18 protein-coding genes are annotated in these 19,788 nt (G+C 72.6%); 7 read left to right on the top strand and 11 right to left on the bottom strand.

The genetic code is table 11. The features are described 5' to 3' along the window. Nucleotides 1-479 precede the first annotated feature (479 nt). The 8 genes from pgsA to HNR61_RS06045 form a co-directional block, all read right to left on the bottom strand. Nucleotides 480-1,055 (bottom strand): CDP-diacylglycerol--glycerol-3-phosphate 3-phosphatidyltransferase, encoded by a 576-nt coding sequence (pgsA, locus tag HNR61_RS06080; RefSeq protein WP_182842019.1) that lies wholly within the window; start codon nucleotides 1,053-1,055, stop codon nucleotides 480-482. Continuing rightward, nucleotides 1,052-2,488: a 30S ribosomal protein S12 methylthiotransferase RimO gene (gene rimO, locus HNR61_RS06075; protein WP_182842018.1), complete on the bottom strand. Its 1,437-nt coding sequence runs from the start codon at nucleotides 2,486-2,488 to the stop codon at nucleotides 1,052-1,054. The genes pgsA and rimO overlap by 4 nt, the downstream gene beginning before the upstream one ends. 61 nt (nucleotides 2,489-2,549) lie before the next feature. Further along, on the bottom strand, nucleotides 2,550-3,308 hold the full coding sequence (locus HNR61_RS06070; protein WP_182842017.1) for a helix-turn-helix domain-containing protein: 759 nt from the start codon (nucleotides 3,306-3,308) through the stop codon (nucleotides 2,550-2,552). Between the two features lie 164 nt (nucleotides 3,309-3,472). Continuing rightward, the gene (locus HNR61_RS06065) at nucleotides 3,473-6,070 is read right to left on the bottom strand and encodes a DNA translocase FtsK (protein ID WP_182842016.1); all 2,598 of its coding nucleotides are present in this window, start codon (nucleotides 6,068-6,070) and stop codon (nucleotides 3,473-3,475) included. A 141-nt stretch (nucleotides 6,071-6,211) separates the two neighbouring features. Beyond that, nucleotides 6,212-7,900 (bottom strand): ribonuclease J, encoded by a 1,689-nt coding sequence (locus tag HNR61_RS06060; protein WP_182842015.1) that lies wholly within the window; start codon nucleotides 7,898-7,900, stop codon nucleotides 6,212-6,214. Beyond that, nucleotides 7,897-8,832: a 4-hydroxy-tetrahydrodipicolinate synthase gene (dapA, locus tag HNR61_RS06055; RefSeq protein WP_182842014.1), complete on the bottom strand. Its 936-nt coding sequence runs from the start codon at nucleotides 8,830-8,832 to the stop codon at nucleotides 7,897-7,899. The genes HNR61_RS06060 and dapA overlap by 4 nt, the downstream gene beginning before the upstream one ends. Nucleotides 8,833-9,175: 343 nt before the next feature. Beyond that, nucleotides 9,176-9,394, bottom strand: a complete 219-nt coding sequence (locus tag HNR61_RS06050; protein WP_067829561.1) for a hypothetical protein — start codon at nucleotides 9,392-9,394, stop codon at nucleotides 9,176-9,178. Nucleotides 9,395-9,516: 122 nt separating this feature from the next. Further along, nucleotides 9,517-10,539 (bottom strand): glycoside hydrolase family 18 protein, encoded by a 1,023-nt coding sequence (locus HNR61_RS06045; RefSeq protein WP_312897783.1) that lies wholly within the window; start codon nucleotides 10,537-10,539, stop codon nucleotides 9,517-9,519. Between the two features lie 220 nt (nucleotides 10,540-10,759). On the opposite strand from HNR61_RS06045, the gene HNR61_RS06040 reads away from it, so the two are divergent. Further along, nucleotides 10,760-10,987: a hypothetical protein gene (locus HNR61_RS06040; protein ID WP_067829559.1), complete on the top strand. Its 228-nt coding sequence runs from the start codon at nucleotides 10,760-10,762 to the stop codon at nucleotides 10,985-10,987. Between the two features lie 27 nt (nucleotides 10,988-11,014). On the opposite strand, the gene HNR61_RS06035 is transcribed toward HNR61_RS06040, so the two are convergent. Next, nucleotides 11,015-11,980: a DMT family transporter gene (locus tag HNR61_RS06035; RefSeq protein ID WP_182842013.1), complete on the bottom strand. Its 966-nt coding sequence runs from the start codon at nucleotides 11,978-11,980 to the stop codon at nucleotides 11,015-11,017. Here HNR61_RS06035 and HNR61_RS06030 point away from each other — a divergent pair. Beyond that, nucleotides 11,979-13,391, top strand: coding sequence for an aminotransferase-like domain-containing protein (locus HNR61_RS06030; RefSeq protein ID WP_182842012.1), 1,413 nt, complete (start codon nucleotides 11,979-11,981; stop codon nucleotides 13,389-13,391). The two genes, HNR61_RS06035 and HNR61_RS06030, sit on opposite strands and share 2 nt — an antisense overlap. On the opposite strand, the gene HNR61_RS06025 is transcribed toward HNR61_RS06030, so the two are convergent. Then, nucleotides 13,378-13,734 (bottom strand): VOC family protein, encoded by a 357-nt coding sequence (locus HNR61_RS06025; protein WP_182842011.1) that lies wholly within the window; start codon nucleotides 13,732-13,734, stop codon nucleotides 13,378-13,380. The two genes, HNR61_RS06030 and HNR61_RS06025, sit on opposite strands and share 14 nt — an antisense overlap. A 123-nt stretch (nucleotides 13,735-13,857) precedes the next feature. On the opposite strand from HNR61_RS06025, the gene HNR61_RS06020 reads away from it, so the two are divergent. Genes HNR61_RS06020 through HNR61_RS06005 form a run of 4 tightly spaced genes read left to right on the top strand, consistent with a single transcriptional unit; the run spans nucleotide 13,858 to nucleotide 17,542 of the window. Next, nucleotides 13,858-14,427, top strand: a complete 570-nt coding sequence (locus HNR61_RS06020; protein WP_182842010.1) for a CGNR zinc finger domain-containing protein — start codon at nucleotides 13,858-13,860, stop codon at nucleotides 14,425-14,427. Between the two features lie 38 nt (nucleotides 14,428-14,465). Beyond that, on the top strand, nucleotides 14,466-15,008 hold the full coding sequence (locus HNR61_RS06015) for a GNAT family N-acetyltransferase (RefSeq protein ID WP_182842009.1): 543 nt from the start codon (nucleotides 14,466-14,468) through the stop codon (nucleotides 15,006-15,008). A gap of 50 nt (nucleotides 15,009-15,058) precedes the next feature. Then, nucleotides 15,059-16,672, top strand: a complete 1,614-nt coding sequence (locus HNR61_RS06010) for a DHA2 family efflux MFS transporter permease subunit (protein ID WP_312897782.1) — start codon at nucleotides 15,059-15,061, stop codon at nucleotides 16,670-16,672. A 3-nt stretch (nucleotides 16,673-16,675) separates the two neighbouring features. Continuing rightward, entirely contained in the window at nucleotides 16,676-17,542 is an 867-nt protein-coding gene (locus HNR61_RS06005; RefSeq protein WP_182842008.1) for a 1,4-dihydroxy-2-naphthoate polyprenyltransferase, read from the top strand. Between the two features lie 583 nt (nucleotides 17,543-18,125). Here the strand turns inward: HNR61_RS06005 and HNR61_RS06000 are convergent. Beyond that, entirely contained in the window at nucleotides 18,126-18,812 is a 687-nt protein-coding gene (locus HNR61_RS06000; RefSeq protein ID WP_182842007.1) for a uracil-DNA glycosylase, read from the bottom strand. A 125-nt stretch (nucleotides 18,813-18,937) separates the two neighbouring features. Between HNR61_RS06000 and modA the strand changes: the two genes are divergently transcribed. Further along, the gene (gene modA, locus HNR61_RS05995) at nucleotides 18,938-19,699 is read left to right on the top strand and encodes a molybdate ABC transporter substrate-binding protein (RefSeq protein WP_182842006.1); all 762 of its coding nucleotides are present in this window, start codon (nucleotides 18,938-18,940) and stop codon (nucleotides 19,697-19,699) included. Nucleotides 19,700-19,788 lie beyond the last annotated feature (89 nt).

The raw sequence follows: 19,788 nt of genomic DNA, 5'->3' as shown, positions 1-19,788 counted from the left end.
GGGGCGGGCCCCCCTTCCCCGGTTCCTGGCCCGCCCGAAGCGAGCGCCAGCGAGCCAGGGCGGGCCAGGGGCCGGGCGTGGGGGTCTGGGGGTTCGGACCCCCGGGCCAGCACAGCCGCTTTCGCCGCAGCTCCGCGCAGGCCACTGGCGATATCGGGGGTCTACACGTAACCACCGCCCCCGGCCCGCACCCTCAACCGCCTGGCCAGCACACCCCGAACGCTCTACGGCCCCGCGACCAGGGTCAACACCCCCACCAAACCGTGGCCCCGCGAAACGTGGCGCGCCCTGTCAGACCATGACGCGTTCTATCGATCAAAGGCGTGGTGTGTCTTACCAAACCGTGACACCCCCCATCAGGCGATGACACGCCCCATCAAAGCCGTGACGCGTCCCGGCAGAGCCGTGGCACGCCCCGCCAAACCATGGCACGCCCGTCAAGGTCGCGGCCGCCTCCCGCCGAACCGTGGCGCATCCCGTCAGGCCGTGGCGCGGCCTGTTTTGCGGAGCCTCCATGCCTGGAGGACGTAGTCGGCGCCCGTCACCAGCGTGACGATCAGGGCCGCCGCCATGAAGCCCCAGCGCAGGGGGTCCAGGGGGCCCGGCAGGATGTACAGGCCGATCGCCAGGATCTGGAGGGTCGTCTTCAGCTTGCCGCCCTTGCTGGCCGGGATCACCCCGTAGCGGATCACCACGAACCGCATCAGCGTGATGCCGATCTCCCGGACCAGGATGGCGATGGTCACCCACCACCACAGCTCGCCCAGCACCGACAGGCTGATCAGGGCGGCGCCGGTCAGGGCCTTGTCGGCGATCGGGTCGGCGATCTTGCCGAAGTCGGTGACCAGGCCCCGGCTGCGGGCCAGGTCACCGTCGATCTTGTCGGTGATGGAGGCGACCGCGAACACCGCGAACGCCGACAGCCGCCAGGCCGTGCCCTCCTGGAACAGCAGCCAGACGAACAGCGGGACCAGGGCGATCCGCAGCATCGTCAGGGCGTTGGCGATGTTGTACAGGCTCACCGTCGGGGGCGGCTCCGGCGTGCCCGCGGTCATGGCACGTCCGCGATGAGGTCCACGCCGTCGCTGTCGACGACGGTGGCGCGGACGATGTCGCCGATCGCCAGTCCCTCCCCGCGTACCAGCACCGTGCCGTCCACCTCGGGGGCCTGGAACTCCGCCCGTCCCTCGAACTGCCCGTCGTGCTCGGTCTTCTCCTCGACGAGAACGTTGATCTCGGTGCCGATGCGGTCCTCGGCGCGCTGGGCGGTGAGCTCCTCGGCCAGCGCCGACAGCTCCTCCACGCGGCGGGCCACCTCGGCGGGGTCGAGCTTGCCGTCCAGGGTGGCGGCCTCGGTGCCGTCCTCGTCGGAGTAGCCGAACACGCCGATCGCGTCCATGCGCGCCGCGGTCAGGAACGCCGCCAGCTCCTCGAAGTCCTCCTCGGTCTCGCCCGGGAAGCCGACGATGAAGTTGGACCGGACGCCCGCCTCGGGGGACAGCTCGCGGACCCGCTCCAGCAGCTCCAGGAAGCGTTCGCGGTCGCCGAAGCGGCGCATGCGGCGCAGCACGGGGCCGGAGGCGTGCTGGAAGGACAGGTCGAAGTAGGGGACCACGCCCTCGGTCCCGCAGATCACCTCGATCAGGCCGGGGCGGGTCTCGGCGGGCTGCAGGTAGCTGACGCGGACGCGTTCGACGCCCTCCACGGCCGCGAGCCGGGGCAGCAGCTTCTCCAGGGCCCGCAGGTCGCCCAGGTCCTTGCCGTAGGAGGTGGAGTTCTCCGAGACCAGGACGAGTTCGCGCACGTCGTGTCCGGCCAGCCAGCGGGCCTCCGCGAGGACCTCCTCGGGGTCGCGCGAGACGTACGCGCCGCGGAACGCCGGGATCGCGCAGAACGTGCAGCGGCGGTCGCAGCCCGAGGCCAGCTTCAGCGGGGCCACCGGGCCGCCGCCGAGGCGGCGGCGCAGCACGCGCGGGCCCGAGGCCGGGGCGACGCCCTCCGGCAGCTCCTCGGGCCGGTCCCCGGACGCGGCGGCGTGGCCGGGGATGGCGACGTTCGCCGCCGACGCCGAACGCTCCACCGGGCTGATCGGCAGCAGCCTGCGCCGGTCGCGGGGCGTGTGCGCGGCGTGGCGGCGGCCCTCCAGCACGTCGTCGAGGCGCTCGGCGATGTTCGCGTAGTCGTCGAAGCTGATCACCGCGTCGGCCTCGGGCAGCGCCTCGGCCAGTTCGGCGCCGTACCGCTCGGCCATGCATCCGGCGGCGATGACCTTGGCGCCGGAGTCGTGCGCGGCCAGCAGGGTGTCGATGGAGTCCTTCTTGGCCGCCTCGATGAAGCCGCAGGTGTTCACCACCACCACGTCGGCGCCCTCGGCGGAGTCGGAAAGGGCCCATCCCGCGCCCTCCATGCGGGCGGCGAGCTCTTCGGAGTCGACCTCGTTGCGGGCGCATCCGAGCGTCACGAGGGAGACCGTACGGCGTGTGGACATGCCTCTAAAGGTAATGGGCTCCGGCGAGCACGCCGACCATCCCGCCCTGATCAGGCTCTGATCAGGCCCTGACCAGGCCCTGGGGCGTGAACACGAGCCGCGTCATGCGCGCCTCGTCGCGCGGCGCGCCCAGGTACTCGCCGTTGACCGTCAGCCGCACCCCCGAGGCGTTGCCGACCACGACCACCATCTTCTTCCTGGTGGTCCACTCGCGTTCGGCCCCGGCCCGCAGCGTGCCGCTGAACAGCACCTTCCCCTTGTCGTCGCGGACGCTGACCCAGGAGGCCCGCTTCACCTTCATCCGCAGCTCGACGGTGCGGCGCGGCGCGGACGCCACCGGGTCGCTGGGCCTGGCCGACGGGGTCGGCTTCGGGGTGGCCGCGGGCATGGCCTGCTGACCGGGCGTTCCGGCGACCTTCTGGGCGGTGCGGTTCTCGGGGTCGCCGCCGACGACCTGCACCACCGCGTAGATCGCGATGAGGGCGAGCGCCACCGCCATCGCGGCGGTCCAGTTCGGCGACCGGCGCTCCCGGAACGACACCGGCTTCTCCGGCTCGAACGCGGTGGCGGCCGACACCGGCTGCGGCGCGCCGCCGTGGGTCTCGTCGTACTCGCGGACCAGCGGCTCGGGATCGATGCCGATCACCCGGGCGATGCTGCGGATGTGCCCGCGCGCGTAGAAGTTGCCACCGCAGGGCGTGAAGTCGTCGTTCTCCATCGCCCGGATCACGCTCTCGCGGATCCGCGTCTGCAGGCTCACCTGGGTCACGGTGAGACCTGCCTGCTGACGCTCTCTGGTCAAGGTCTCACCGATGCTCACCACGAGCCTCCCTTAGAGGGCACCACAGTCCAAACCCGCACTCCAGCGGACACCAGTCTAGAAACGGCAATGCCCGCTGGGCGACTGGCAACACGTTCGAAACAGGGCAAGATTTCGCATCATTCCAGCCACGCGCGGACCGCGTGCCTCCGCTCCGCTCGTGATCAACCCGCCCCGCGCAGCTCCGCCAGAACCCCGGGCAGGTCGTCGGGCTTGACCAGGACGTCGCGGGCCTTGGACCCCTCGCTGGGCCCGACGATGTCGCGACTCTCCATGAGGTCCATGAGGCGGCCCGCCTTGGCGAACCCGACGCGCAGCTTGCGCTGGAGCATCGAGGTGGACCCGAACTGGGTGGTGACGACCAGTTCGATCGCCTGCACCAGCAGGTCCATGTCGTCGCCGATCTCCTCGTCGATCTCCTTCTTGGGGGCGTTGGCGGCGGCGACGTCCTCCTGGTACTGCGCCTCCATCTGCTGCTTGCAGTGGTCGACGATGCCGTGGATCTCCTTCTCGGAGACGTAGGCGTTCTGGATGCGCATCGGCTTGGACGCGCCCATCGGCAGGAACAGCGCGTCGCCCTGCCCGACCAGCTTCTCCGCGCCCGGCTGGTCGAGGATGACGCGGCTGTCGGCCAGCGAGGACGTCGCGAACGCCAGCCGGGACGGCACGTTGGCCTTGATCAGGCCGGTGACGACGTCCACCGACGGCCGCTGGGTGGCCAGCACCAGGTGGATGCCGGCGGCGCGGGCGAGCTGGGTGATGCGCACGACCGAGTCCTCGACGTCGCGCGGGGCGACCATCATCAGGTCGGCGAGCTCGTCGACGATCACCAGCATGTAGGGGTAGGGCGTGTAGACGCGTTCGCTGCCGGGCGGCGGGGTGAGCTTGCCCGCCCGCACGGCCTTGTTGAAGTCGTCGATGTGCCGGAACCCGGACGCGGCTAGGTCGTCGTAGCGCCGGTCCATCTCGCCGACCACCCACTCCAGGGCCTCGGCGGCCTTCTTGGGGTTGGTGATGATCGGCGTGATCAGGTGCGGGATGCCCTGGTACATGGTCAGCTCGACCCGCTTGGGGTCGACCAGGATCATCCGGACCTCGTCGGGGGTGGCCCGCATGAGCACCGAGGTGATCAGGCCGTTGATGCAGGTCGACTTGCCGGCGCCGGTCGCGCCGGCGATGAGGATGTGCGGCATCTTCGCCAGGTTGGCGACGACCGTGCGGCCCTCGACGTCCTTGCCCAGCCCGACGACCATCGGGTGGTGCTCGGTGGTCGCGGCGGGCGAGCGCAGCACGTCGCCGAGGCTGACGATGTCCTTGTCGACGTTGGGGATCTCCACGCCGATCGCGGACTTGCCGGGGATCGGGGAGATGATCCGGACCTCGGGGCTCTTGACCGCGTAGGCGATGTTCTTGGCCAGCGCGGTGATCTTCTCGACCTTGACGGCCGGGCCCAGCTCGATCTCGTAGCGGGTGATCGTCGGTCCGCGGGTGAACCCGGTGACCTGCGCGTCGATGTTGAACTGCTCCAGGACGCCGGTGAGGGCGTTGACGACGACGTCGTTGGCCTTGGTGCGGGGCTTGGCGACGCTGCCGGGCCGCAGCACGGCGGGGTCGGGCAGCAGGTACGCCTCGCCGGACGACAGCGGGAGCTGCTCGGCGGCGCGCGGGGCCGGGGTGGGGTCGGGGGCCTCCGGCGGGGCCGGGAGCTCGGCGCGGGCGGGCTCGGGCTCGGCCTCCGGTCCGGGCTCGGCCTCGGGCTCGGGGCCGAACGGGTCCGGCTCGAAGATCTCGTCGGCGAGGTCGCGCTGCTTGCGGACGGGCCTGGCGGGCTCCTCCTCCAGCAGCGGGGTGTCGTAGGGCTTGGAGTGCTCGCCGACCTCCAGCTCCTCGCCGTCCTCGTCCTTCTTCCTCGACCGGCGCCGGCGGGGCTTGGGCTCCTCGGCCGCGTCGTGCTGGGGGCGGCCCTGCAACGTGGCGAGCTGCCACAGCTCGACGGCGCGTTCGGGCACCTTCGCGATCGGCGTCGCGGTGATCACCAGCAGGCCGAAGAACGCCAGCAGGAGCAGCAGCGGAACGGCCACCCATCCGCTGAGCGCCGCGTTCAGCGGGGCCCCGGCCAGCCAGCCGAGCACGCCGCCCGCCTCGCGGATCCCGGCCATGTCCTTGGCGGGGGTGGGGCCGCCCGACGAGATGTGGATGATCCCGAGCATCCCGAGGCCGAACGCCGACACGCCGATCGCGACGCGGCCGGTCTCCTCGTTGTGCTCGGGGTGGCGCAGCGTCCGCCAGGCCATCGCCGCCAGCAGCACCGGCAGCCCCATGGCCAGCACGCCGATCGCGCCGCGCACCACCTGCTCCAGGGCCCTGGTGACGACGCCCTCGGGCTTCCACCAGGTCACCGACGCCAGCACGATCGACGCGCCCAGCAGCGCCAGCCCGAGGCCGTCGCGCTGGTGCTCGACGTCCAGGTTGCGCGCGCCGTTGCCGTAGGCGCGGAACACCGATCCGACCGCGACGGCGCACAGGTGGTAGAGCTTGAAGATCAGTTTGAAGAACCCGACCACCAGCTGGGAGAACGGATCGGGTTTCTGTGGGGGGCGCTTGGCGGGACCCCGGCCACCGCCGCCGCGGCCGCCGCGGGCGGCCCCTCCCCCCTTGCGGGGCGCGGGCGGCTTCGCGCCTGCGGGTTTGCGGGCCGCGCCGCCTCCGGTACGAGACTGCGCTTTCGCGGTCTTCGCTCCGCCGGACGCACGTGTGGCCATGGTGCCGAGCCTAACCAAGCCCCCGCCGGGGCCCCCGACAATGGGATCACTCCGGGCGTGTCGCCGCCCCCGCCGCCGGACGCGCGACGACCCCGGACCGGGGAGGGCCGGTGCCGGGGCCGTCGTCGCGGGTGGCGGGCGTCAGACCTCGACGACCACCGGGATGATCATGGGGCGGCGGCGGTAGTTGTCGCTCACCCACTTGCCGGCGGTGCGGCGGATGATCTGGTTGAGCTGGTGGGTGTCGTTGACGCCCTGCCCGGCGGCGTCGCCCAGCGCGGCCTCGATCCTGGCGATGGCCTCGTCGAAGTCCTCGTTGACGATGCCCGCGCCGCGCGCGTGGACCTCCGGGCCGGACACCACCTTGCCGGTGGAGGAGTCGATCCCCACCACGATGGAGATGAAGCCCTCCTCGCCCAGGATGCGGCGGTCCTTCAGGGAGGTCTCGGTGACCTCGCCGACCGACAGGCCGTCGACGTAGACGTAGCCCGCCGGGACCGCGCCGACGATCCTGGCCTGGCCGTCGACCAGGTCCACGACCACGCCGTCCTCGGCGATGACGATGTTCTCGTCGGGGACGCCGGTCAGCGCCGCCAGCTTGGCGTGGGCGCGCAGGTGGCGCCACTCGCCGTGGATCGGCATGAAGTTGCCGGGCTTGGTCAGGTTGAGCACGTACAGCAGCTCGCCCGCCGAGGCGTGCCCGGAGACGTGGACCAGGGCGTTGCCCTTGTGCACGATGCGGGCGCCCCACCGGGTCAGGCCGTTGATCACGCGGTTGACGGCGTTCTCGTTGCCCGGGATCAGCGAGGACGCCAGCATGACCGTGTCGCGCTCGGTGATGCGGATCTGCTGGTGGTCGCGGTTGGCCATGCGGGACAGCGCCGACATCGGCTCGCCCTGGGAGCCGGTGCACACCAGGACCATCCGGTCCGGCGGGACGCTGTCCAGGTCCCGGACGTCCACCATGATCTCGTCGGGGATGTCCAGGTAGCCCAGCTCGCGGGCGACGCCCATGTTGCGGACCATGGAGCGGCCGACGAAGCACACCCTGCGGCCGTTGGCGATGGCGGCTTCCAGGACCTGCTGGACGCGGTGGATGTGCGAGGCGAAGCAGGCGACGATGATCCGCTCCTGGGCGGTGCGGAACACCTCGTCGACCACCGGGCCGATCTCGCGCTCGCTGGTGACGAACCCGGGCACCTCGGCGTTGGTGGAGTCGGACATCAGCAGGTCGATGCCCTCCTCGCCGAGGCGCGCGAACGCGGCCAGGTCGGTGAGGCGGCCGTCCAGCGGAAGCTGGTCCATCTTGAAGTCGCCGGTCGCCAGCACCAGGCCCGCGGGCGTGCGGATCGCGATGGCGAGGGCGTCGGGGATGGAGTGGTTGACCGCCAGGAACTCGCAGTCGAACGGGCCGAACGCGTGCCGCTCGCCCTCGACGACCGGCCGCAGGACCGGCTTGATGCGGTGCTCGCCGAGCTTGGCCTCCAGCAGCGCCAGCGTCAGCCTCGACCCCACCAGCGGGATGTCGCGGCGCTCGCGCAGCAGGTACGGCACGGCCCCGATGTGGTCCTCGTGGCCGTGGGTCAGGATGATCGCCTCGATGTCGTCCAGGCGGTCCCGGATGTACTCGAAGTCGGGCAGGATCAGGTCGATGCCGGGCTGTTCGGTCTCGGGGAACAGCACGCCGCAGTCGACGACCAGCAGGCGTCCCCCGAACTCGAACACCGTCATGTTGCGGCCGATCTCTCCCAGGCCGCCGAGCGCGACGATGCGCAGTCCGTTGTCGGGCAGTGCGGGCGGTGCGGAGAGCTCGGGGTGAGGATGGCTCACCGATCGACCTCCGGAACGCTGACCTCAGACACTTTGACTCCCCCTATCGTGAGGTCTTCACGCAGGCGCGCCGCGAACTCCGGCGAGGCGTCCACCAGCGGCGCACGCACGGCGCCGCCCGGCAGGCCCAGCAGGTTCAGCGCGGCCTTGACGGCGATGGCGCCCTGCGTACGGGTCATGATCGCGGTGACGACGGGCAGCAGGCGACGGTGGATCTCCAACGCCCGCCCGACGTCACCGGCGCGGTATGCATCGATCATCTCATGCAGGTCCGCGCCGACGACATGCCCGACCACGCTGACGAACCCCGCGGCGCCCATCGCCAGCCAGGCGAGGTTCAGGTTGTCGTCACCGGAGTAGAACGCCAGGCCGGTGGCCGCCATGACCGTGGAGGCGGCGAACAGGTCGCCCTTGGCGTCCTTGACGGCCACGATGCGCGGGTGCTCGGCCAGCCGCAGCAGGGTCTCGGTCTGGATCGGCACGCCGGTGCGGCCCGGGATGTCGTACAGCAGCGTGGGCAGGCCGGTGGTGTCGGCCACGGCGGTGAAGTGCCGCAGCAGCCCCTCCTGCGGGGGCTTGTTGTAGTACGGGGTGACCACCAGCAGGCCGTCGGCCCCGGCGGCCTCGGCCTGCCGGGCGAGTTTCCGGCTGTGCTCGGTGTCGTTGGTCCCGGCACCGGCGACGACGACGGCCCGGTCCCCGACCGCCTCGACCACCGCGCGCAGCAGGCGCTCCTTCTCCTCGTCGCTCGTCGTCGGCGACTCGCCGGTCGTCCCGCTGACGACCAGGCCGTCATGACGCTGCTCGTCGACCAGGTGGGTCGCCAGTCGGGCGGCGCCGTCGTAGTCGACGCCCCCGTCGGGCCGGAACGGCGTGACCATCGCGGTCAGCATCCGCCCGAACGGCGCGTCCGTGGTTGTGCTGGGTGCCATGCACCGAACGGTACCGTTCCAGCCGGTCCTGTTGGACCCGCAGGTGCCCACCAGTGTGTCATCGAGACGCGTCTGTCACCGGGCGCGGGGCGGCATGCCGGAAATGGAGGAGGCCGCCTCCACGCTCGGGGGTACGCGGAGGCGGCCTCACATCCACATCGTCGCACGCAAATGCGGCGTTACGGGGTCACTCCGGCCACAATTCGATGTCGGGGATCATCCACGCGCGATGCGCCCGCGTGGTGCGCCCGCACGGTGCGGGGTCGCGCGGTGCGGGACCTCCGGGAACGCCACGGCCCGGAGCGCGGGCTCCGGGCCGATCCCTCCGGGGTCACACGGCCGTTCAGCCGTGCGGACGGACCGCACGGAGCCCGTCGAGCTCCTTCAGCCGGATCCGCAACTCGTCGACGTTGAGCGTCCGGACGAGTTGGTTGCCGCGAACGGCCCACCAGTGACCGGAGCCTCCGCGACCGATCCGCCAGCCGGCGAATTCGGCCGCGAGATCGCGAACGTGGTCACCCTCGTGCCATGCGGTCCGCTGAACTCCCATCGGCCTGATCACCACTTTCCCTTACCATCCGCCAGTAGGGTGCTACGCACCGATGAGTACCCCCTGAAACGAGTCGTATCCAGCCCGTTTGACCTGCAAACTCGCGCATACGGGAACGTGACAAGCAGGGTTTCCTAATCGTGCAAATTGTCTGACCTTGACGGCAGCCACAAAGACCGGTAATGGGCCCATTCGGACGCATCAGTCGTCCATTCCGCATAGATGCCCACACCGAACGGCTTTCGGGGCTTGCGTTCCAACTCGTCGATCCCTCGCCGCACACCTTTCAACGCAACTTTCAGTTTCTCGGCCCAGGGCATCAACGGCCGGTAGGTGGGCACGCCCATGAAGACCGTCGTGCGGTCGCCGATCAGGCGCAGGACCTGCTCGGTGTGGTGGGCGAAGTGCCATCCGGCCAGCGACTCGGTGGGCAGCGACACGTCGTAGGTCATCACCGCGACCTGGTCGACGCGGTCGGCCAGGGCCCTCAGGTACTCCTCGGTGGGCCGCGGCGGGTAGTGGACCGGCCTGGCGCCGTGGCCGCGCGGGATCAACGCCCGGTAGACGGGCTGGAACGCGTCCACCAGCGTCGGCTGCTCGATCGCCACCGACAGCAGCCGGCCCCGCGACCGGGTCAGCTCGCGGGTCCGGTCCAGCAGGGTCAGGAACGCCGTGTCGTCGGGGTAAATCGGCTCGAAGTCGTAGTGGATCCCGTCGAACCCGAGGTCGAGGAAGATCCGGTCGGTCTCCAGCACCCGGTCGCGCACCCGCGGCACGTCCAGGTCGGTCAGCCCGCGCCCGTCCACCTTGCGGATCTGCCCCAGGTACGCCTGCACCCGCACGCCCGGCGCGTGCCGCCGCATGGCCTTCACCAGGTCGCCCGCGTTGCGGTACTTGCGGGGCGGCACGCTGCCGTCGGCCTCGAACGGACCGGCGTGGAAGTACACGTCGGTGATCCTGTTCTGGCGCAGCAGCGCGCCCAGCGTGCGGTACTCCTCCTCGGTGTGCCGCTCCCCCACCCACTGGTGGCGCGCCCACAGGGCGTTCACCTCGGTGCCGCGCGCCTCCGGCTCGGCCTGCCACCACACCCAGGCCCCGGAGACCGCCAGCGCCGCCAACCCGAGGACGTAGCCGGTCGCCCAGCCCACCCCTCGCACCGCCCGTTTCCACCACATAACGCAATGATCACCGACGGAACGTCCGGCACGTGCCCGTTTGGAGATCGTTTCTTGGCCGACGCGTGGCGCGCGGCGCCGTCCCCGGGGCCCGGACCCCGGGCACACTGCCCGGTAGGCGGCCCGGCGGCGACCGGCCGGACGGGCGGCGCGGCGCGGTCGCCTGGTCCGGTCCCGACCACGGGGATGGAGGGCGACCGCCATGCGCAACCGACCGCGCCAGACGGAACCGCGGCAGGTCCGGCGGCGCCGGACCGGACGGCGTCCGGAACGTTCCGGGCCCGATCCGCTGCTGTCCACCCGGGCCCTGATGGTGCTGCTGGCGGCGGGCGGCGCGGGGACCGTCGCCGCGCTGGTCCCCGAGTCGGCCGTCCCGATCGGCGTGGCCGTCGCCGTGGTGACCCTGCTGGCGCAGATCGTCCGCGACTGAGCCGGCGGCTCCCCGGCCGGGGAGCGGTCACGCGCGGGTGACGGCGGCCTCGCGGGGGCGTTCGGCCCGGTCGGCCTGGTCGGCCCGCGGCGCGCGGGAGACGCGGGTGCGCTGGGCGAGCGCGACGCAGACCAGCACGCCGAGGGCGGCCAGCACGGTCAGCGCGTCGATGTGCTCGCCGAGCAGCAGGCCCGACCAGGCCAGCGTCAGCACCGGCTGGATGAGCTGGACCTGGCCGCCGCGGGCGATCCCGGCGCGGGCCAGGCCCTCGTACCAGGCGAAGAAGCCCAGGTAGGCCGAGAACAGCGCGACGTAGCCGAAGCCGAGCGTCGCGCGGGCCGTCCAGTGCGGGTCGGTCGTCGCCAGCAGCCACAGCGTGACCGGCAGGGTGATCGGGGTGGTCAGCACCAGCGACCAGGAGATCACGCGCCAGCCGGGCATCTCGCGGGTCAGCCGCGCCCCCTCGGCGTAGCCGATCGCGGCGGCGACCAGCGCGCCGAACAGCAGCAGGTCGGCGGGGGTGACATGGCCCGCACCCCGGATCACCGCGAAGCCGGTCACGCAGGCAGCCCCGGCCAGGCTGGCCAGCCAGAACGCCGGGGAGGGCCGCTCGCCGCCGCGCAGCACGGCCGTGACGGCGGTGGCGACGGGCAGCAGGCCGACCACGACGGCCGAGTGGGCGGAGGCGGCCCCGTGGTCGAGGGCGAGGGTGCTGAGCACCGGGAACCCGAAGATCACTCCGGCGCCGACGACGGCGAGCCCGGCCCACTGGCGCGGGCGCGGCGGGCGCGCCCGCACGGCCAGCAGGGCGACCACGGCCAGCACGGTCGCGGCGGCGGACCGGCCGACGCTCACCAGGTAGGGGTCCAGCCCCTCCAGCCCGAGCACGGTGCTGGGCAGGGTGAGCGAGAAGGTGAGCACGCCCAGGGCGGCCAGTCCCAGACCGCCGAGCGCTATCAACGTGGGGGCAGTAGCGCTATCCTTGTCTCTCATGCAACAGGATAGCAGTGCCGCTACTCTCGCCGATCGGCTGCGGACCGAGGTGGGGCGGATGCGGCCCGGCGAGCGGCTGCCGTCGAGCCGGTCGCTGGTCGAGCGGCACAAGGTCAGCCCGGTCACGGTGGCGCGGGCGCTGCAACTGCTGGTGGCCGAGGGGCTGGTGGTGACGCGGCCGGGCAGCGGCGCGTTCGCCGCCGACCGGCCCCGCCGGACCGCCGAACCGGCCGACCTCGACTGGCAGGCGGTGACCCTCGGCGACCGCAGTGTGGACGCCAGCGGGGTGTCGTGGCTGCTCACGCCGCCACCGGAGGGCGCGATCCCGCTCAGCGGCGGCTACCTGCCGCCCACCCTGCAGCCGACCCGGGCGCTGGCGACGGCGATGGCGCGGGCGTCGCGGCGGCCCGACGCCTGGGAGCTGCCGCCGCTCGGCGGGATCGCGGAGCTGCGGGCCTGGTTCGCCCGGACGGTGAGCGGTTCGGCCGGCCAGGTGTCCCCCGCCGACGTGCTGATCACCGGCGGCGGGCAGCAGTCGCTGACCACCGTGCTGCGAGCGCTACTGCCTCCGGGCGCCCCGCTGCTACTGGAGTCGCCGACCTATCTGGGGGTGCTGGCGGTCGCGCGGGCCAGCGGGCTGCACCCGGTCCCGGTCCCCATCGACGACCGCGGGCTGCGGCCCGACCTGCTGGCCGAGGCCCTGGAGACGACCGGGGCGCGGGTGGTGTACTGCCAGCCGACGTTCCAGAACCCCACCGGCGCGGTCCTCCCGGCCGAGCGGCGCGCGGAGATCCTGGAGGTCGCGCGGCGGGCCGGGGCTTTCGTGGTGGAGGACGACTTCGCGCGGCACCTGGCGATCGGGACCGCCCCGCCGCCGATGATCGCGACCGACGGCGACGGGCGGGTGGTGCACATCGCCACGCTGACCAAGACGACCGCGCCGAGCCTGCGGGTGGCGGCGGTCATCGCGCGCGGCCCGGTCGCCGAACGCATCCGCGCCACGCAGCTGGTGGAGGAGTTCTTCCCGGCGCGGCCGTTGCAGGAGACGCTGCTGGAGCTGGTCAGCTCCCCCGGCTGGGCGCGGCACCTGCGGGCGGTGCGCACGGCGCTGCGGTCGCGCCGGGACGCGACGCTCGCCGCGTTCGGCCGGTACCTGCCCGACCTGGCGATCACCCGTCCGGAGGGCGGGATGCACCAGTGGGTGCGGCTGCCCTCCGGGACCGACGACATGGCGCTGGCCGAGGCCGCGCTGCGCGCCGGGGTGCTGGTGAGCGCCGGACGCCCGTTCTTCCCCGCCGAGCCGTCGGGCCCGTACCTGCGGATCAGCTACGGGTCGGCGGCCTCGGAGGCCGAGCTGGCCGAGGGCGTGCGGCGGCTGGCGTCCGTCGTGGCGGAGTTCAGCTCGCCCTGACGAAGCAGAACTCGTTGCCCTCCGGGTCGCGCCAGACCCGGAAGTTGTGCTCGGGGCGGTTCGCCCACGGCTCGTCGGCCAGGGTCGCGCCCAGCGCGCGGGCGCGCTCCTCGGCCGCCGGGACGTCGGCGACCCGCAGGTCCAGATGGAGGCGGTTCTTGACGGTCCTGCCCTCGGGCACCTTCTGGAACGACAGCACCGGCCCGCCCTCGCCCAGCGGCTCCAGCTCGGCCCACCTCCCGTCGTCCTCGGTCGTCTTCATGTCCAGCAGCGCACCCCAGAACGCCGTCATGGCGCCCGTGTCGGCGCAGTCGAACACGAGGTGGCTCACGGGGATGGTCATCTCGTCATGCCCTTTCTTTGACACCAGCAAAAACCCTAAGCAGGTGTTGCCACTTCCGCAACCACCCAAACCCGGATACCGGTGTTGTCGCCGTTAGACTGGGCGGGAAACGCGGGAGGGGACATGAGCGACGCCCAGCGGCCCGAGACGGGTCCCGCGCCGCTGCTGCGGGACTTCGTCAACACGTTCGACGTCGAGTGCGCCGTCGACGAGCTGGCCACGCCCGCCCGGCTCGCCGGGTGGCTGGCCGAGCGCGCCCTCGTCCCGGCCGGGACCACCGCCGACGCCGGCGACCTGGCCACCGCCCGCGCCCTCCGCGAGGGCCTGCGCGCCGCGATGCTCGACAACCACGCCCTCGCCCACAGGGGGGCCGCCGCGCCCCCGCCGCCCGAGGGCCTGGACGAGGCGTTCGCGCGGCTGCCGCTGCGCGTCGCGATCGCCGGGGGCCGTCCCGCGCTGACGCCCCTGGGCGGGGGAACGCCGGCCGGGCTCGCCCGGATCGCCGCCGCCGTGGTGGAGTCGGCCGCCGACGGGACCTGGCCGCGCCTGAAGGTGTGCCAGGAGGACACCTGCCGGTGGGCGTTCCTCGACACCTCCAAGAACCGGTCGCGTTCCTGGTGTTCGATGCGGGTCTGCGGCAACCGCACCAAGACGCGCGCCTACCGCGCCCGCCGCCGCACCGCCTCCCACTAGGCTGGGCCGCGTTCCGGACGAGAGGACGTGGTCATCCCATGGCCGATGTGGGCGTACGGCCCGCCCGCCGAGCGGACGCCGCGGCCGTCGCCGCCGTCCAGGTGCGGGCCTGGCGGCAGGGCTACCGCGAACTGCTGCCCGCCGCCGTGCTGGCGGAGGTCACCGGCCCGGAGGCCGAGCAGGCGTGGCGGGACCGGTGGGCCGAGTCGATCAGCACCCCGCCCAGCCCCCGGCACCGCGTGCTGGTCGCCGTCGCCAACGACCTGGTGACGGGGTTCGCCGCGCACGCCCCGGCCGAGGACCCCGACCAGGACCCGGCGGCCACCGCCGAGCTGCTCACCCTCCTGGTCGACCCGCCGCACGCCCGCGCCGGGCACGGCAGCCGCCTGCTGGCCGCCACCGTGGACCTGCTGCGCGAGGACGGCGCCGAGACGCTGCTCACATGGGCGTTCGAGGAGGACCGCGTGCTGCGGACGTTCCTCGGCTCGGCGGGCTGGGCCCCCGACGGGGCCGCGCGCACCCTGGACATGGGCGAACCGGTCCGGCAGATCCGCCTGCACACCGACATCTCGGGCGCGTGAACGCCGGGGCCGGTGAGGGGCATCGGCACCCCGGCCGTATTTTGGAGACCGTGCCCGAGACCACCGCCCCGACGCCCGCCCCGACCAGCACCGCACGCCGCCGTCTGGGCGTGGTCGTGCTCAGCCTCGGCGTCTCGATGATCATCGTGGACGCCACCATCGTGGGCGTCCTGCTGCCGCGGCTGGTCTCCGGACTCGGCCTGACCACCGCCGACGCCGAGTGGGTGAACGCGGTCTACTCGCTGGTGTTCGCGGCGCTGCTGATCCCGTTCGGCCGGGTCGGGGACCTGGTCGGGCGGCGGCGGGTGTTCGTCCTCGGCGTGGTGGTGTTCGTGCTGGCCAGCCTGGGCGTGGCGGCCGCGCGGGACGGGTCGTCGCTGATCGCGGCGCGGGCCGTGCAGGGCGTCGGGGCCTCGATGGTGCTCCCGGCGGCGCTGTCCACGCTGAACGCGATGTTCACCGGCCGGGACCGGGCGGCGGCGTTCGGGATCTGGGGGGCGCTGCTCAGCGGCATGGCCGCGCTCGGCCCGCTGCTCGGCGGGGCGCTCGGCACCGCCGACTGGCGCTGGGCGTTCCTGGTGAACCTGCCGTTCGGCGTCGCGCTGATCGCCGGCGCGGTCGCGCTGCTGCCCGAGACCCGGCAGCCGCGCGCCGGCCGCCTGCGGCAGGAGATCGACTGGCTGGGCGGCGTGCTGTCGGCGCTCGGTCTCGGCGCGCTCGTCTGCGGCCTGATCGAGGGCCCGAACCACGGCTGGTGGACCGCGACCCGCGACTTCTCGGTCGCCGGGCTGTCGCCGGTCCCGGTCGTGCTGGCGCTCGGCGCGGCGCTGCTGACCGCGCTGGTCCTGGTCGAACGCGCCCGCGCGGCGGCGGGCCGCCCGGTGATGCTGGACCTGTCGCTGTTCCGGATCGCCAACTTCCGGCGCGGCAACCTGGCCTCCGCGCTGATCAACGTGGGCGAGCTGGGTCTGCTGTTCGTGCTGCCGCTGTTCCTGCTGGGCGTGCACGGCACCTCCCCGATCCAGATCAGCCTGGCGATCCTGCCGCTGGCGGTGGGCTCGTTCCTGTCCGGCGGGTACGCGGGCCGCCTGGCGAAGAAGCGCGGCGCGCACCGCGTGGTGCAGATCGGCATGGTGCTGGAGGTCGCGGCCGTGCTGGGGCTGGCGGTCACGCTGGACGCCGCCACCACCGGACTCGGCCTGGCCCCGTGGATGCTCGTCTACGGCTTCGGCCTGGGCCTGACCGCCGCCCAGCTCACCAACGTCTCCCTGGCCGACGTCCCGCCCGCGAAGTCCGGGCAGGCGTCCGGAACCCAGTCCACGGCGCGGCAGGTCGGCGCGGCCCTCGGCATCGCGATCATCGGGACGGTGTTCGCCACCAGCCTCGGCGCGGCCATGACCGACCGTGTGGGCGACGGCGAGCGCCTCGCCCACGAGCTGCGGCAGAGCGCCGGAACCTACGCCCGCGACCTGCACGCGGACCCGTCCCGCGCCACCGAGGCGCGGGCGGCCGACGAGAGCCTGGCCGTCGCGGCCCGCGACGGGGCCCTGGCCACCGCCGCGATCCTCGCCCTGGGTCTGCTGCTGTCGCTGCGGCTGCGCCCGAGCACCCGCCAAGATCGGGAAGAATCGGAATCCCTGTCGTCCCTCGAGAACAAGCGGTAAACAGTGGCCACGCTCTCCCAGTGGGTCGCCGGATCCCGGCCCCGCACCCTGCCCACGTCCCTAGTCCCCGTCGTCGTCGGCACCGGTGTCGCCGTCGGCGAGGGCCACCCGGTGTGGTGGCGCGCCGCACTGGCCGCGTTCGTCGCGCTGATCCTCCAGGTCGGGGTGAACTACTCCAACGACTACAGCGACGGCGTCCGCGGCACCGACGAGGACCGCGTCGGCCCGCTGCGGCTGGTCGGCTCCGGCGTCGCCAAGCCGAAGCAGGTGCTGTCGGCGGCGCTGCTCTGCTTCCTCCTGGCGGCCGTGGCGGGTCTGGTCCTCGCGTCCGTGACGACCTGGTGGCTGCTGCTGGTGGGCGCGTTCGCGATCCTCGCGGCGTGGTTCTACACCGGCGGCAAGACGCCCTACGGCTACCGGGCGCTCGGCGAGGTCTCCGTGTTCGTGTTCTTCGGCCTGGTCGCGGTCGTCGGCACCGTCTACGTGCAGACCGAGACCCTGCCGTGGGAGGCGTGGGTCGCCGCGATCCCGGTCGGCCTGCTCGCCTGCGCCCTGCTGGTCGCCAACAACCTGCGCGACATCCCCACCGACCGCCTGTCCGACAAGCGCACGCTGGCGGTCCTGCTGGGCGACAAGTGGACGCGCATCCTGTACTCGGCGTGCATCTCACTGCCGTACATGGTCGTCCTGGCGATGTCCCCCCTGCACCCGTGGGCCCTGCTGGCCCTGCTGTCGGCCCCCCTGTCCCTGCCCCCGACCCAGAAGGTCCTGAACGGCGCCAACGGCCCCCACCTGATCCCGGTCCTGGGCGAAACGGGCCGCCTCCAGATCGTCTTCAGCGTCCTGCTGGCCATCGGCCTGGCGATCTGAAGACCCGAAAAGCCGAACCCCCGCACGCGTGCCTTCGCGGCGGGGGTTCGCTTTACCCGCCCGCAACGAAACACCACCCCGAAAGCGCCAAGTGCTGGGACAAGGGGCAGAGCCCAAGAGGGGGCAAGGGGCGAAGCCCCAAGAGGGATTGCAGGGGGCACAGTCCCCTGCCAGGGCATAGGGCAGAGCCCCACGAGGGATGTGGGGCGAACCCCTGCCGGGGTCGTAGGGGCAGCGCCCGCGTCGGGGTTGTAGGGGCAGGGCCCCACAAGGGGGTGTGGGGGCGGAGCCCCTGCCGGGGTGTGGGGCGGAGCCCTGCCAGGGGGTGTGGGGGACGGCGTCCCTCGCCGGGGGTCCAAGGGGGCTGGCCCCCTTGCCAGGGTTCGCAGCACGCCGAAAGCGAAGCGCCAGCGAAGTCTTTCGGCGTGCGCGGGCCCGATGTGGGGGTTTGGGGGGACGGTCCCCCCAAGGCCAGCACAGCCGCTTTCGCTAAGCCCTCCCCACAGACCCCCAGCAATATCGGGGGTCTACACAGACCCAACAACCCCAACCCGCCAAAACCCCCAGCCCCCACCGGAACAACTCAGTCGACGGCCAGCTCCCACCGGATCTCCGGCTCCCCCGCGTCCGCCAGGGCCTTGTTGACGGCGCTGAACGGCTTGGTGCCGAAGAACTTCTTGGCGCTGAGCGGACTCGGGTGCGCCGACTCGTGGATCACGTGCTGCCCGCCCGTGATCAGGCGGGCCTTCTTGCGGGCGTAGGCGCCCCACAGCACGAACACCACGCGCTCCTCCTTGTCGTTGAGGGCGCGGATCGCGGCGTCGGTGAAGTCCTCCCAGCCCTTGTTCGCGTGCGAGCCCGCCTCGCCCGCGCGGACGGTCAGGACCGCGTTGAGCAGCAGTACGCCCTGGTCGGCCCACGGGGTCAGGTCGCCCGTCTTGGCCAGGGGGACGTCGAGGTCGGAGGCGAGCTCCTTGTAGATGTTGCGCAGGGACGGCGGCAGCTTGACGCCCTCGCGGACGCTGAAGCTCAGGCCGTGGGCCTGGCCGGGGCCGTGGTAGGGGTCCTGGCCGAGGATCAGCACGCGGGCCTGGTCGAAGGGGCAGTGGCGGAACGCGTTGAACAGGTCCTCGCGCGGCGGGTAGACGGTCTGCTCCTCGTACTCCTGCGCCACGAACGCGCCCAGCGCCGCCACCTGGCTCGGGTCGAGGTGGGGTTCGAGCTTCTCGCGCCAGTCGGCGGGCAGCAGCTCCATCAGATCGAGGGACATGTTCAGAGCCTTCCGGAAACGTTGTTCGGTACCGAGAACCGGTATTGAGAACCCTAGTGCGCGGCGCTGACACGCCCGCGTCGAATCAACGGAACGAACACGTCCCGACCCTAGGATCAGGACATATGCCCGACTCCCCCCGATGGCGGCGTGCGTCCGCCGTGTTCGCGCTCGTCGTCCCCCTGGCGGGCTGCGGTGACCCCGGCCCGGTCACGTTGCAGGTCCTGGCGGCGTCCTCGCTGGCCGAGGTCGTCGCCGAGCTCGGCGACGCCTACCGGCACTCCCATCCCCGGGTGCGGGTCGAGACCGAGACCGGCGGGTCGCAGGAGATGGCCGACCGCGTGTCGGACCTGCGGCCCGGTGACGTGCTGGTCACCGCCGACGAGGCCGCGATGAACGAGGTCGACGACTATCTGACCGGCCGCCGCCGGATCGTGGCGCACAACTCGCTCACCATCGCCGTCGCGCCGGGCAATCCCCGGGGTCTGCGGGGGCTGGCGGATCTGACCCGGCCGGGGCTGCGGGTCACCATCGGCGCGAACGTCGTCCCGGTCGGCCGGTACGCGCGGCACGTGTTCGCCAAGGCGGGGCTGAACGTGCGGTGGACCGGCGAGGCGATCAGCGCGCGGGCCGTGCTGGACCGGGTCCGTAGCGGGCAGGCCGACGCGGGGCTGGTCTACATCACCGACATGCGGTCGGCGGGCGTGGCCGCCGACAGCGTGCCGATCCCCGCCGACCAGAACGTGACCGTCAACTATCCGGCCGCCGCGGTGAAGGACGGCGAGCACCGGGAGGAGGCCGAGGCGTTCGTGGCGTGGCTGGCCTCCGCCGAGGCGGGGCGGCTGTTCCACAAGCACGGCTTCGCGGCCCCCACCACCTCCCAGTAACGCACCCCCTCCCAGCAACGCGCCCCCTCCCAGTAACACACCCCGCACCCACCCCCCATCCCGGTGAAGTTTCGCCTGACCACCCCCGG

Source organism: Actinomadura kijaniata, assembly GCF_014138665.1.
Lineage (GTDB): Bacteria > Actinomycetota > Actinomycetes > Streptosporangiales > Streptosporangiaceae > Spirillospora > Spirillospora kijaniata.
Note: the sequence above shows the minus strand (reverse complement) of the source record. Positions and strands in the feature narration are given on the sequence as shown.